The organism is Achromobacter sp. K91, assembly GCF_003576205.1.
Taxonomy (GTDB): domain Bacteria; phylum Pseudomonadota; class Gammaproteobacteria; order Burkholderiales; family Burkholderiaceae_B; genus Achromobacter; species Achromobacter aegrifaciens.
Map to the genome: position 1 here is coordinate 1 of NZ_QWFB01000036.1, position 12682 is coordinate 12682.

At 63.7% G+C, this 12682-nt stretch carries 14 protein-coding genes; 9 read left to right on the forward strand and 5 right to left on the reverse strand.

Annotation, left to right across the window (positions count from 1 at the left end):
• Positions 1-66: IS3 family transposase (locus DXK93_RS32620; RefSeq protein WP_370126299.1), on the forward strand; the 66-nt coding region annotated here is incomplete at its 5' end.
• Between the two features lie 68 nt (positions 67-134).
• Here DXK93_RS32620 and dapB read toward each other — a convergent pair.
• Both dapB and DXK93_RS18085 read right to left on the reverse strand, forming a co-directional pair.
• Entirely contained in the window at positions 135-926 is a 792-nt protein-coding gene (dapB, locus tag DXK93_RS18080; RefSeq protein WP_119450761.1) for a 4-hydroxy-tetrahydrodipicolinate reductase, read from the reverse strand.
• 15 nt (positions 927-941) lie between these two features.
• Complete coding sequence (locus tag DXK93_RS18085) at positions 942-1478, reverse strand: outer membrane protein assembly factor BamE (protein ID WP_054450027.1); 537 nt, start codon at positions 1476-1478, stop codon at positions 942-944.
• A gap of 152 nt (positions 1479-1630) precedes the next feature.
• Between DXK93_RS18085 and fur the strand changes: the two genes are divergently transcribed.
• Entirely contained in the window at positions 1631-2050 is a 420-nt protein-coding gene (gene fur, locus DXK93_RS18090; RefSeq protein ID WP_043543731.1) for a ferric iron uptake transcriptional regulator, read from the forward strand.
• 143 nt (positions 2051-2193) lie between these two features.
• On the opposite strand, the gene recN is transcribed toward fur, so the two are convergent.
• Together recN and DXK93_RS18100 are read right to left on the reverse strand one after the other, a co-directional pair.
• The gene (gene recN, locus DXK93_RS18095) at positions 2194-3849 is read right to left on the reverse strand and encodes a DNA repair protein RecN (RefSeq protein ID WP_119450762.1); all 1656 of its coding nucleotides are present in this window, start codon (positions 3847-3849) and stop codon (positions 2194-2196) included.
• Positions 3850-3862: 13 nt separating this feature from the next.
• Positions 3863-4762 carry an NAD kinase gene (locus DXK93_RS18100; protein ID WP_054450031.1) on the reverse strand — a complete coding sequence of 300 codons (900 nt, stop codon included), beginning with the start codon at positions 4760-4762 and terminating at the stop codon, positions 3863-3865.
• A 141-nt stretch (positions 4763-4903) separates the two neighbouring features.
• Here DXK93_RS18100 and hrcA point away from each other — a divergent pair, with 141 nt between their 5' ends.
• The 7 genes from hrcA (at position 4904) to dnaJ (ending at position 11742) form a co-directional block, all read left to right on the forward strand.
• Positions 4904-5908, forward strand: a complete 1005-nt coding sequence (gene hrcA / locus DXK93_RS18105; protein WP_054450033.1) for a heat-inducible transcriptional repressor HrcA — start codon at positions 4904-4906, stop codon at positions 5906-5908.
• Positions 5909-5953: 45 nt separating this feature from the next.
• The gene (gene hemH, locus DXK93_RS18110) at positions 5954-7069 is read left to right on the forward strand and encodes a ferrochelatase (protein WP_054451294.1); all 1116 of its coding nucleotides are present in this window, start codon (positions 5954-5956) and stop codon (positions 7067-7069) included.
• Positions 7059-7292 (forward strand): hypothetical protein, encoded by a 234-nt coding sequence (locus DXK93_RS18115; protein ID WP_013391860.1) that lies wholly within the window; start codon positions 7059-7061, stop codon positions 7290-7292. The genes hemH and DXK93_RS18115 overlap by 11 nt, the downstream gene beginning before the upstream one ends.
• A gap of 230 nt (positions 7293-7522) precedes the next feature.
• Positions 7523-8080, forward strand: coding sequence for a nucleotide exchange factor GrpE (gene grpE, locus DXK93_RS18120; protein ID WP_054450035.1), 558 nt, complete (start codon positions 7523-7525; stop codon positions 8078-8080).
• A gap of 14 nt (positions 8081-8094) precedes the next feature.
• Complete coding sequence (locus DXK93_RS18125; RefSeq protein ID WP_054450037.1) at positions 8095-8499, forward strand: thioredoxin family protein; 405 nt, start codon at positions 8095-8097, stop codon at positions 8497-8499.
• A gap of 80 nt (positions 8500-8579) precedes the next feature.
• Positions 8580-10505 (forward strand): molecular chaperone DnaK, encoded by a 1926-nt coding sequence (gene dnaK, locus DXK93_RS18130; protein ID WP_054450039.1) that lies wholly within the window; start codon positions 8580-8582, stop codon positions 10503-10505.
• 109 nt (positions 10506-10614) lie between these two features.
• Positions 10615-11742 carry a molecular chaperone DnaJ gene (gene dnaJ / locus DXK93_RS18135; RefSeq protein ID WP_059373782.1) on the forward strand — a complete coding sequence of 376 codons (1128 nt, stop codon included), beginning with the start codon at positions 10615-10617 and terminating at the stop codon, positions 11740-11742.
• Positions 11743-12043: 301 nt separating this feature from the next.
• Here the strand turns inward: dnaJ and DXK93_RS18145 are convergent, their stop codons facing one another.
• The gene (locus tag DXK93_RS18145; protein WP_119450764.1) at positions 12044-12433 is read right to left on the reverse strand and encodes a DUF4148 domain-containing protein; all 390 of its coding nucleotides are present in this window, start codon (positions 12431-12433) and stop codon (positions 12044-12046) included.
• Positions 12434-12682 lie beyond the last annotated feature (249 nt).

Here is a 12682-nt window from a genome sequence, read left to right on the forward strand (position 1 = left end):
CGCATCAAGCTCAAGCTAAAAGGCCTGAGCCCGGTGCAGTACCGAGCTCAGGCCTTCGGCCTTTAGCTTCTGACCATCCAACTTCTGGGGGTCAGTTCACGCAGGGTCCTTTTTTGCAGGCGAGGGCTTGGGCTTCAGAGGCCCAGCACCGATTGCATGTCGTAAAGGCCGTTGTGCTTGCCTTCCAGGAAGCGGGTGGCGCGCAGGGCGCCTTCCGCGTAGGTGGCGCGGCTGGCCGAGCGGTGCGTGATCTCGATGCGTTCGCCGGTGCCGCAGAAGGACACGGTGTGGTCGCCGACGATGTCGCCGCCGCGCAGCACCGAGAAGCCGATGGTGCCCGGCTTGCGCACGCCGGTATCGCCGTGGCGGCTCCAGGTGGCGACGTCCGGCAGGGCCACGTTCCAGGCCGAAGCAATGGTTTCGCCCATTTTCAGCGCGGTGCCCGAAGGCGCGTCGACCTTGTTGCGGTGGTGCGCTTCGAAGACTTCGACGTCGTAGCCGGAGTTTAGGATGCGAGCGGCCATGTCCAGCAGCTTGAGCGTGGCGTTCACGCCCACGCTCATGTTGGGCGCGAAGACGATGCCGATCTTCTGGGCGGCGACTTCGATCGCGGCGCGGCCGTTGTCGTCGAAACCGGTGGTGCCGATGACGGCGTTCACGCCGTGCTTGACGCAGGCCTGCAAGTGTTCAAGCGTGCCTTCGGGGCGGGTGAAGTCGATCAGGCAGTCGGCCTGGGCCAGGGCGTCGAGGTCATCGGTGATGGCCACGCCCGTCTGCTTGCCCAGCGGCGCGCCGGCGTCCTGGCCCAGCGCGGCCGAGCCCTGGCGGTCCAGCGCCACGGCGAGCTGCAGGCCGGAGGCGTTCAGCACGGCTTCGATCAGCATCTGGCCCATACGGCCGCTGGCGCCGGCAATTGCGATACGCATAGATAGTCCTTGGTGTTACTTGAGCGGCTCTGGGGCGTTGCCGGGCTGGCCAGGGTACTGGTTGAGGGGGCTGACCGGGGCGGCGGAGTCGCGCTTGCGCTGGTCTTCCTCTTCCTTCTGGCGGGTTTCTTCTTCGATGAGGCGCTTGTCTGCCTTTTCGTCGGCGACGGCGTTGGGCGTATTGATCTGGTAAGGCTGCAGTTCTGGCTGCTTGTCGCCTTCCCAGCGGGTCAGGCGGTCGTTTTCGAACCAGACGGTGAATTTGCGTTCCTGGGCGTCGCCGTAGCCAGGCTTGTAGTAGTAGGGGTAGTCCCAGCGGTTGGCGTGCAGCACGCTGGTCAGCGTGGGGCTGCCAAGGGCGAAGCGCACCTGCTCGCGCGTCATGCCGGGCTGCAGCAGGGCGACCTGCTCCTGGGTGATCCAGTTTCCTTGCTGGACGCCGGCCTTGTAGGGGAAGCCCCACTTGTCCCCCGAGCATCCAGCCAGGGCGACGGCCAGAGCGGCCACCGCCAGGCCGGTCTTCAGCGAACGGGAGGGAATTCGTGCAATCATGGACACTACGCGCCCCTATTATTTGGAAGCAGACAAAACCGTTATCATAAAGGTTTCATAAGGATAGTTCCGCGTGGCGGCATGATTTCGGTGAGCCGGCTCGCGGTGAACCTATCCTGCCCATGCCAACGCGGACGGAGAGCGATTACACCATGAGCGACCAAAGCGAACTGAAGAACATGGGTTTGAAGGCGACGTTTCCCCGCCTGAAAATTCTTGATATTTTCCGGAAATCGGATCAACGGCACCTGAGCGCCGAAGACGTCTATCGCGCCCTTATCGGCGAAAACGTCGAAATCGGGCTGGCCACCGTCTATCGCGTCCTGACCCAGTTCGAACAGGCCGGCATCCTTGCCCGCAGCCAGTTCGACAGCGGCAAGGCGGTGTTCGAGCTCAACGACGGCGATCACCACGATCACCTGATCTGCACGAATTGCGGCAAGGTGGTCGAGTTTTCGGACCCCGAAATCGAAAAGCGTCAGCAAAAGATTGCCAAGGACAACTCCTTCGCGCTGGAAAGCCACGCCATGGTGTTGTATGGCATCTGCGGCAGCTGCATGAAGGGCCGCTGATCCGGCCCTGCCTACGGCCCGCGGCTACGCTCGCAGCGGGTCCGTGAGATCCAAATCCCCTTCAATGTGAAGGGGATTTTTTTATGGCGCGAATCGGCCCTGTTTTTGCCGGCGTCCCCGCCGTAAAGCGGCGGGCCAGCGCTTCAGTTCTGCCCGAAACCTTCCAGCATTTCGCGGGCGTGTTCGCGGGTGGTCGCCGTGAGCTTGATGCCACCCAGCATGCGCGCGATTTCCTCGACGCGGGAGGAAGCGTCCAGTTCCTCGATGCTGGAGCGGGTGGCGCCGCGCGATTCCGCCTTGCTGACCAGGAATTGGTTGTTGGCGCAGGCCGCGACCTGGGGCAGGTGGGTCACGCACAGCACCTGATGGCGTTCGCCGAGCTCGCGCAGCAGCTTGCCGACGGCCTCGGCCACCGCGCCGCCCACCCCGCTGTCGACTTCATCGAAGATCAGCGTCGGCACGCGCGCAGCGCGACTGGCGATGACCGACAGCGCCAGCGAAATCCGCGACAGTTCGCCGCCCGAAGCCACCTTGGCCAGCGGCCGCGGCGTGGTGCCGGCATGGCCGGCCACCAGGAATTCAACCTGCTCGTTGCCGTGCGCGGACGGCGCCGATTCGGCCAGCGTGGGTTCGAACTTGCCGCCCTGCATGGCCAGCGTCTGCATGGCTTGCGTGACCTGCTTGCCCAGGTCCTTGGCGACCTTGCGGCGAGCCGTCGTCAGCTTGGCGGCCGTGGCGTCGTACTGTGCCTGCGCAGCTTGCGTCTGGGCGCGCAGGGCATCGATGTCGCCCGCGGCTTGCAGCGCCTTGAGCTGCGCATGCAGCGTGTCGCGCAGCTCGCAAAGCGCGTCGGGCTCGACGCGGAATTTGCGAGCGGTTTCGAATACCAGGCCCAGGCGCGCCTCGACCGCTACGAGCCGCTGAGGATCGAGATCGACTCGGCTGACGTAGTTGTTCAGGTCCGATACGGCCTCGCTGATCGCGATGCGGGCCGATTCCAGTTCATCGTAGACGCCCTGCAAGCCGGGATCGTGGCGCAGCATCTGCTGGATGCGGTGGTTGGCCGCGGTGAGCCGGTGGTGTGCGGAATCGCCTTCGCCGTCCAGCCCTTCGAGGATCTGGTTGGCGCCATCCAGCAGGGATTGCGAATGCGACAGGCGGGTGTGCTCGGACTGCAGCGCATCCCATTCGTCGGGACCGAGATTCAGCTGATCGAGTTCGTCGACCTGCCATTGCAGGCGGTCGCGTTCGGTAGCCAGGCTTGCGGCGTCCTTTTCGGCGGATTCCAGCTGGCGCGCCAACGCGCGCCATTGCTTCCAGGCCTGGCCGACCGAGTTGCGCAGTTCGCCATGGCCGCCGTGGGCATCCAGCAGGTCGCGCTGGGCGTCGGCGCGCATCAGGCTCTGGTGCGCATGCTGGCCGTGGATGTCGACCAAGCTGTCGCCCAGTTCGCGCAATTGCGCCACGGTGGCCGGCGTGCCATTGATGTAGGCGCGGCTGCGGCCCTGGGCGTCGATGACGCGGCGCAGGGACAGTTCCGTGTCGGCGTCGATCTCGCGCTCTTGCAGCCAGGCGATCAGGCCCTTGGGGGTATCGAAGACCGCGGTGATGTCGGCGCGCGGCGCGCCCTCGCGCAGCATGCTGGCGTCGCCGCGTTCGCCCAGCGTGAGCGCCAGCGCGTCCACCAGTATGGATTTGCCTGCGCCGGTCTCACCGGAAAAGACGGTAAAGCCGGGGCCGAAATGGATCTCGGTCTGTTCGACGATGACGAAGTCGCGGATATGCAGGGTGCGCAGCATGTCGGGGCGCTTACTACTCTACGTTGTCGGAGGCTTCGGGCATCAGGTTCCAGTGCAGCTTGCGGCGCAGGGTGGAGAAGAAACTGTAGCCTTCGGGATGCACGAAGCGGATGGTATAGGGCGCGCGCTGCACGACGATGCGGTCGCCCGGCTGCAGGTCGGACCAGGTCTGCATATCGAAATGCACGCTGGCGCCGACTTCCACGCGGCCCATGGCCGTGAGCGTCATGTTCAGCACGCCGGAGTCGGGAATGACGATGGGGCGGTTGGACAGGGTTTGCGGCGCCACCGGCACCAGCACCATCGCGTTCATGCCCGGATGCAGGATGGGACCGTTGGCCGACAGCGCATACGCGGTGGAGCCCGTAGGCGTGGCGATGATCAGGCCGTCGGCGCGCTGCGTGTACATGAAGGCGCCGTCCAGCTCCACCCGCACTTCGATCATGCCGCCGCGTCCCGCGCGGTTCAGCACCACGTCGTTCAGGGCCGACGCGGAATACATTTTCTGATCGCCGCGCCACACGCTGCCTTCCAGCAGCATGCGTTCCTCGATCTGGAAGCTGCCTTCGAGCACGCGCGCCAGCGCGCCATGCGCGTCCTGCAACGCGATGTCGGTGATGAAGCCCAGGCGTCCGTGGTTGATGCCAACCAGCGGCATGCCATAGGGAGCAAGGTGGCGGCTGGCGCCCAGCACGGTGCCGTCGCCGCCCATGACGACGGCCAGCGACGCGGTCTTGCCGATTTCCTCGAGCGTGGCGACGGGGTATTCGGTCAGCCCGGTGTTGCGCGCCGTGTCCGCATCGATGAGCACCTGCCGGCCCGCTTGCGTCAGCGCGTGGGCGAGTGCTCTCAGCGGTGTGTCCAGGCCGGTGTCCTGGTATCTGCCGATCAGGGCTACGGTAGGAAAATGCATGGCTGCTTGCGTATCAAAAAAGGCCGGACCAGAAGCCGAAACCTGCCCGGAATGGGCGGTTTAGCCGATTATATGGGGCCGCATATGTGCTTGCGGGACAAAAATCGCCTCAATTGAAAAAGATTCCCTAAAATACTTGTTATGGATGACCGCGCACGCGCACTACTGAAAGCGTTGATCGAACGCTATATCGCCGATGGGCAGCCAGTCGGCTCGCGGACGCTATCGAAAGTATTCGACTTGTCCCCGGCCACGATCCGCAATGTGATGGCGGATCTCGAAGAACTGGGACTGATCCACAGCCCGCACACCTCCGCCGGCCGCGTGCCCACGCCGCGGGGCTACCGCATGTTCGTCGATTCGCTGCTGGCGGTGCAGTCCTACCAGCTCGAACCGCACAACATGGGCGAGATGCTGGCGGCCGCCGAACCCACGCGCGCCGTCAATGCCGCCGCGGCCCTGCTGTCCAACCTGACCCAGTTCGCGGGAGTGGTGCTCACGCCCAAGCGCGCCCAGGTGTTCCGCCAGATCGAATTCATCCGCCTGTCCGATAAGCGCGTGCTGCTCATCATCGTCACGCCCGACGGCGATGTTCAAAATCGCATCCTTTTCGTTCAGCGCGACTATGCCGAAGCGGAACTGCTGGAAGCCGGCAATTTCTTCAACATGCATTTCGCCGGCAAGTCCTTCAATGTCGTGCGGCAAACCCTGTCGACCGAACTGGCGCAATTGCGCGAGGACATCTCGCGCCTGATGCAGGCCGCGGTCGAAGCCAGCGCGGAAGCCGCCGAGGACGGCGATGCCATGGTCATTTCCGGCGAGCGCAAGTTGCTGGACGTGACCGACATCGCCTCCGACATGGACCGCCTGCGCAAGATGTTCTCGCTGTTCGAGAAAAAGACCGACCTGCTGCAGCTCCTGGACGTGTCCACCCGCGCCCAGGGCGTGCAGATCTACATCGGCGGCGATTCGCAGCTGGTGCCGATGGAAGAGGTCTCGGTCATCACCGCGCCTTACGGCGTGGACGGCAAGGTCGTGGGCACGCTGGGCGTGATCGGTCCCACGCGCATGGCCTACGAACGCGTCATTCCCATCGTGGATATCACGGCGCGCTTGCTGTCCAACGCCCTCAGCCACAACCAGTAGGTCCATCCGAAGCTACGTCCTCCTTGCGGAGGAAGGGGAGTGTTTGTGTTTCTTCGCCTGTTCAAGTACCTGTGGCCTGAGCGCTATCTGCCGGAACCCGAGCAGGAGGACCCCTTCAACGAAGACCCCGCGCCTCGCGGGCCGGCCAAGGTCGGCGTGCTGCTGGTGAACCTGGGCACCCCGGACACCCCGGGTAAGCAAGACATACGCAAATACCTGGGCGAGTTCCTGTCCGACCCGCGCGTGATCGAGATCCCGCGCTATCTGTGGAAGCCCATCCTGCATTGCCTGGTGCTGACGATGCGGCCCAAGAAGCTGGAGCCGCGCTACGCCGGCGTCTGGATGAAGGAAGGCTCGCCCCTGATGGTGTACAGCCAGCGACAGGCCGATGGTGTGCGCGCGGCCCTGGCCGAGGCCGGAATCGACGCCGTGGTGGAGCTGGGCATGCGTTACGGCAACCCCTCGATCCCGGACGCCATTTCCCGGCTGCGCCGGCAGGGCTGCGAACGCATACTGACCGTCCCGCTCTATCCGCAGTACGCCGCCAGCACCACCGCCACGGTGGTGGATGCGGTCACCCGCCATGCCGGCCGCCTGCGCGACCAGCCCGAGCTGCGCTTCATCAAGCGTTTCCACGAAGAGCCGGCCTATCTGGACGCGCTGGCCGGTCGCATCGAACGCTATTGGCAAGAGCACGGCAAACCGCAGAAGCTGGTCATGAGCTTTCACGGCCTGCCGCGCTATTCGATCGAACTGGGCGACCCGTACTACCGCGACTGCATGGAAACGGCGCGCCTGCTGGGCCAACGCCTGTCGCTGCCGCGCGAACAGGTCGAGGTGACCTTCCAGAGCCGTTTCGGTACGGCCCGCTGGCTGGAGCCCTATACCGAACCGACCCTGAAGGCTCTGGCCGCCGCCGGGGTTACCGAGGTCGATGTGGTGTGCCCGGGTTTTGTGGCAGACTGTCTGGAAACCCTGGAAGAGATCAGCCTGGAGTGCCGCGACGCCTTTATCGGGGCCGGCGGCAAGCGTTTCCGCTACATCCCGGCGATCAACGACGATCCGGCCTGGATCGCAGGGCTGGCCGACCTGGTGGCACGCCACTTGCAGGGGTGGCCCACGCAAATCACGGACTTGAAGGAGAAGGCGCATGCACCATGATCCCAAGACTGGAAAGATCGTCAAAAAGGGGCAGGTCAGTACCCCGGTGGACGAAGATCAGGTGGAACACGAACTGGACGAGGCGCTTGCCGAGACCTTCCCCGCCAGCGACCCCATCGCGATCAGCCCCGAGCCGGACGAGGACCGCGCCGTGGACCGCGCCCTGAAGGACAGTTTTCCCGCCAGCGACCCGGTGGCGCCCGCACAGCCGCACAAGAAATAGCCTGGCGCAGAGGGCGTCCGCCATTTGCCGGATGGCGTCGAAAAGCGCTGAATCTATGCTTGCAGTCTGAGATTTGACGGCATTTGGCAGAAATTGGGCGGATTTCTGATTACATTCCGCCTGCCTCTGCTGGCTGGCGCCGTCAGGGAATATTTGCTTTCCCGGGCTTGAAATAGGGGTATTGGCCCCCATTCATGTCTGCGAAAGCCATACTTTTTGGAGGATTCCCCATGACGGCACCCAACGAGCCTGTAGATCAGACGCCCGAAGTCGGCCAGAACGCCGATGCGGCCTCCGCCGCCGAGGACGCCGTGCAGGCCGAGCTGAACGAGTTGCGCGCCCAGCTGGACGCCGCCCAGGCTACCGTCAATGAGCAGCAGGACCAGCTTTTGCGCATCCGGGCCGAAGCCGAGAACGTGCGCCGCCGTGCACAGGAAGACGTGTCCAAGGCGCGCAAGTTCGGAATCGAGTCGTTCGCGGAAAGCCTGGTCCCGGTCAAGGACAGCCTGGAAGCAGCGCTGGCCCAGCCTGAGCAAACCGTTGAAACCCTGAGCGAAGGCGTCCAAGTGACCCTCAAGCAGCTGACGGCCGCCTTCGAGCGCAATCTGCTCAAGGAAATCGCGCCGGCACAGGGCGACAAGTTCGACCCGCACCTGCACCAGGCCATTTCGTCCATCCCCGCCGAGCAGCCCGCCAATACCGTGGTCCAGCTGCTGCAAAAGGGCTACGCCATCGCCGACCGGACCTTGCGCCCCGCGCTGGTCGTGGTGTCCGCCGGCCAGGGCTGAGCAGGCGGCGCGCCATGACGGATCCCCGGTTCGACCCCGCCCAGATATTCCAGGTGTTCGGCATGCGGCACGTCGACACCGAGGGATTCGACGCGGCGGTGGTGCAGGCGCCGGGGACGGATCTGCGCTGCGTGTTCCTCTGGGGACAGGATTGCTATAACTGCAATATTTTCAAGCAGACCGCCTTGCTGCACCGGGACGCGCTGCTGGAGCTGGGGCTGACCTGGTTCGAAGCCGACGTCTACGCGGACGAAGCGCTGGGAAGGCGCTTCTCGCTGCATGGTGTCCCCACTTTTGTGCTGTACCGCGCTGGCAAGCGGCTGGGCCGCGTCACCGGCTGGCCCGGCCTGCCGCAGTTCACCGCGGCCATGCGCCGCCTGCAGGAAACGGCTGTAGAAAATTCCGGCCAGGCGTCTTGAAAAACCCTGCGGGCAGCCCCAGTTATGTGGGGACAAGAAGTTTCTCCCTATTTTCATAGATTCAATCAAGGTAACCGACCATGAGCAAGATTATTGGCATTGACCTGGGCACGACCAACAGCTGCGTGGCTGTCATGGACGGCGGGCAGGTCAAAATCATTGAAAACGCGGAAGGCGCTCGCACCACCCCCTCCATCGTCGCCTACATGGACGATGGCGAAACCCTGGTCGGCGCGCCGGCCAAGCGCCAGGCCGTGACCAACCCGCGCAACACCCTGTATGCGGTGAAGCGCCTGATCGGCCGCAAGTTCGAAGAGAAGGCGGTGCAGAAGGACATCAACCTGATGCCCTATGCCATCGTCAAGGCCGACAACGGCGACGCCTGGGTGGAAGTGCGCGGCAAGAAGATGGCGCCTCCCCAAGTGTCGGCCGACGTGCTGCGCAAGATGAAGAAGACCGCCGAGGACTACCTGGGCGAAGAGGTGACCGAGGCCGTCATCACCGTGCCCGCCTACTTCAACGACAGCCAACGCCAGGCCACCAAGGACGCTGGCCGCATCGCCGGTCTGGAAGTCAAGCGCATCATCAACGAACCCACCGCAGCCGCGCTGGCGTTCGGCCTGGACAAGACCGAAAAGGGCGACCGCAAGATCGCCGTCTATGACCTGGGCGGCGGCACGTTCGACGTGTCCATCATCGAAATCGCCGATGTGGACGGCGAAAAGCAGTTCGAAGTGCTGTCGACCAACGGCGACACCTTCCTGGGCGGCGAAGACTTCGACCAGCGCATCATCGACTACATCATTGCCGAGTTCAAGAAGGAACAAGGCGTTGATCTGTCCAAGGACGTGCTGGCCCTGCAACGCCTGAAGGAAGCGGCCGAAAAGGCCAAGATCGAGCTGTCCTCGGCGCAACAGACCGAAATCAACCTGCCGTACATCACGGCGGATGCCTCGGGCCCGAAGCACTTGAACCTGAAGATCACGCGCGCCAAGCTGGAAGCGCTGGTCGAAGAACTGATCGAACGCACGATCGAGCCCTGCCGCGTGGCCATCAAGGACGCCGGCGTGAAGGTTTCCGACATCGACGACGTGATCCTGGTCGGCGGCATGACCCGCATGCCCAAGGTCCAGGAAAAGGTGAAGGAATTCTTCGGCAAGGATCCGCGCAAGGACGTGAACCCCGATGAAGCCGTCGCCGCTGGCGCCGCCATTCAAGGTTCCGTGCTGTCGGGCGACCGCAAGGACGTGCTGCTGCTGGACGTCACCCCCCTGTCCCTGGGCATCGAAACCCTGGGCGGCGTGATGACCAAGATGATCCAGAAGAACACGACCATTCCGACCCGGTTCTCGCAGACCTTCTCGACCGCTGACGACAACCAGCCGGCCGTGACGATCAAGGTGTTCCAGGGCGAGCGCGAAATCGCTGCGGGCAACAAGGCCCTGGGCGAGTTCAACCTCGAAGGGATCCCGCCGTCGCCCCGCGGCATGCCGCAGATCGAAGTCACCTTCGACATCGACGCCAACGGCATCCTGCACGTGTCCGCCAAGGACAAGGGCACCGGCAAGGAAAACAAGATCACCATCAAGGCCAACTCGGGTCTGTCGGAAGACGAGATCCAGCGCATGGTCAAGGATGCCGAGGCCAATGCCGAGGAAGATCACCGCGTTGCCGAACTGGCCCAGTCGCGCAACCAGGCCGATGCGCTGGTGCATGCCACCCGCAAGTCGCTGACCGAATATGGCGACAAGCTCGAGGCTTCCGAAAAGGAAGGCATCGAAGCCGCCATCAAGGAACTGGAAGACACGCTGAAGGACGGCGACAAGGCCGCGATCGACGCCAAGGTGGAAGCCCTGTCGACGGTTTCGCAGAAGCTGGGCGAAAAGATGTACGCCGACATGCAGGCGCAGCAAGCCGCTGGCCAGCAGCAAGCGGCCGACAACGCGAAGCCGGTGGACGACAATGTCGTCGACGCCGACTTCAAGGAAGTCAAGCGCGACCAATAATGGCCGGGCGCTGACCTGCCTCTGCCGCCCGGTAGCCGGAGAAATCCGCCTACCGGGCGTACTCATTCTGTAGCACTGAAAAGAAGGCTCGTTTTCGAGCCCACGGATCATGGCAAAACGTGACTATTACGAAGTCTTGGGCGTAGCGAAGAACGCCTCGGACGACGACCTCAAGAAGGCCTATCGAAAGCTGGCCATGAAGTACCATCCGGACCGCAATCCGGACAGCAAAGAAGCCGAAGAGAAGTTCAAGGAAGCCAAGGAAGCCTACGAGGTCCTGGGTGACGATCAGAAGCGCGCCGCCTACGACCGCTACGGCCACGCGGGCGTGGACCCCAACTCCGCCGGCATGGGCGGCGGCATGGGCGGCGGTTTCGCCGATGCGTTCGGCGACATCTTCGGCGAAATCTTCGGCGGCGGCGGCGGTGGCCGCCGTGGCGGCGGCCCGCAGGTTTACCGCGGCGCCGACCTGAAGTACGCGCTGGAAATCACGCTGGAGCAGGCCGCGGCCGGTTTCGACACCGAGATCCGCGTGCCCAGCTGGGAAAACTGCGACACCTGCCACGGGTCCGGCGCCAAGGCCGGCACCTCGCCCAAGACCTGCCGCACCTGCGGCGGCTCGGGCGCCGTGCGCATGCAGCAGGGTTTCTTCAGCGTGCAGCAGACTTGCCCGACCTGCCATGGCAACGGCAAGGAAATCACCGATCCCTGCCCCGCCTGCGACGGCGTGGGCCGCATCCGCCGCAACAAGACGCTGCAGGTCAAGATTCCGGCCGGCATCGATGACGGCATGCGCATCCGCTCCAGTGGCAACGGCGAACCGGGCATCAACGGCGGTCCTCCGGGCGATCTGTATGTGGAAATCCACATCAAGCAGCACAAGATCTTCCAGCGCGACGGCGACGACCTGCATTGCGAACTGACCATTCCGTTCACGTCGGCGGCGCTGGGCGGCGAGCTTCAGGTACCGACGCTGGGCGGCAAGGCCGAAATCTCGATCCCCGAAGGCACGCAGTCGGGCAAGACCTTCCGCTTGCGCGGCAAGGGCATCCGCGGCGTGCGCGGCAGCTACCCGGGCGATCTGTACTGCCATGTAGTGGTGGAAACGCCCGTGCGCCTGAGCGACGACCAGAAGAACATCCTGCGCCAGTTCGAGGCTTCGCTGAACGATGGCGGCGACCGCCATTCGCCGCAAAGCAAGTCCTGGACCGACCGGGTGAAGGAATTCTTCAGCTGAATTGGCTGAGGCATGCAAAAAGCCGCGATCATGATCGCGGCTTTTTTTTGCCCGGCGAGGGCGTGGGGGCGGGGGCAGCGCGCATATGAAAAGACCGCGGCTTGCGCCGCGGTCCAGTGCTACTGCTACTGCGAGTACTGCAACTGCTGTATCGACTGCAACTTCAACTTCAGCTTCTACTGCTACTTTCACAGCTACTGCTACTTCTACTTCTACTGCTACTTCGACCGCCGCTGTCGCCGATAAAAACCGGCCTCAAACCATGATGCCGTCCGAGGCCGGCCGGGCCACAGCAAGCAGCTCACCGGGTGATCGGCGGGTACTCGAGTTCGCCGAACGTGTATTGGCCGCTGGCCTTGGCTTGCGCCAGTTCCTGCTGGACTTCAGCGCTGGTCTTGGCGCTGGCGGGGGCGGATACAGCCGCCGGGTATTCCAGTTCACCGAAGGTGTACTGGCCGCTGACCTTGGCTTGTTGCAGCTGGGCTTGCACTTCCTGCGAGCTCAGGCTGGTGGTCTGGGGCAGGGCGGGCGGATAGTCCAGCTCGCCGAAGGTGTACTGGCCGCTGATCTTGGCTTGCTGCAGTTCAGTGGCGACCTGGGCGCTGCTCTTGGCTTGTTCAACGCCGGCGGCTTGGGCGCCAACGCCAACCAGGGCCAGGGATAGCAGCAGGGTGGTGGTTAGGGTTTTCATGGTAGACCTCCAATTCGTCTTGGTTGGGGACCGAATCCGGCGGCCCTCCGTCGTGGTTCGTTGTGTGTTCCCGATGACTGAATTGTGCTCGTTATCCCACCTGGGATAAACCCGTATTTCTTGAAAACATCTTTCCAAATAATCGAGTAATCACGTTCGCTTTTATGATTTCATCCATTTTTGGCATAGTCGGGGGGCGTTCTGGTGAATTTTGGTGAGCTGACCAGCGCCGGAAAGCCAAAAAAAGCC

Coding starts and splice junctions, on each gene's coding strand:
- grpE (WP_054450035.1), top strand. CDS start 7,523: ATGACGGCACCCAACGAGCCTGTAGATCAGACGCCCGAAGTCGGCCAG.
- dnaK (WP_054450039.1), top strand. CDS start 8,580: ATGAGCAAGATTATTGGCATTGACCTGGGCACGACCAACAGCTGCGTG.
- dnaJ (WP_059373782.1), top strand. CDS start 10,615: ATGGCAAAACGTGACTATTACGAAGTCTTGGGCGTAGCGAAGAACGCC.
- hrcA (WP_054450033.1), top strand. CDS start 4,904: ATGGATGACCGCGCACGCGCACTACTGAAAGCGTTGATCGAACGCTAT.
- DXK93_RS18145 (WP_119450764.1), bottom strand. CDS start 12,433: ATGAAAACCCTAACCACCACCCTGCTGCTATCCCTGGCCCTGGTTGGC.
- DXK93_RS18085 (WP_054450027.1), bottom strand. CDS start 1,478: ATGATTGCACGAATTCCCTCCCGTTCGCTGAAGACCGGCCTGGCGGTG.
- dapB (WP_119450761.1), bottom strand. CDS start 926: ATGCGTATCGCAATTGCCGGCGCCAGCGGCCGTATGGGCCAGATGCTG.
- DXK93_RS18115 (WP_013391860.1), top strand. CDS start 7,059: ATGCACCATGATCCCAAGACTGGAAAGATCGTCAAAAAGGGGCAGGTC.
- fur (WP_043543731.1), top strand. CDS start 1,631: ATGAGCGACCAAAGCGAACTGAAGAACATGGGTTTGAAGGCGACGTTT.
- DXK93_RS18125 (WP_054450037.1), top strand. CDS start 8,095: ATGACGGATCCCCGGTTCGACCCCGCCCAGATATTCCAGGTGTTCGGC.
- DXK93_RS18100 (WP_054450031.1), bottom strand. CDS start 4,762: ATGCATTTTCCTACCGTAGCCCTGATCGGCAGATACCAGGACACCGGC.
- recN (WP_119450762.1), bottom strand. CDS start 3,849: ATGCTGCGCACCCTGCATATCCGCGACTTCGTCATCGTCGAACAGACC.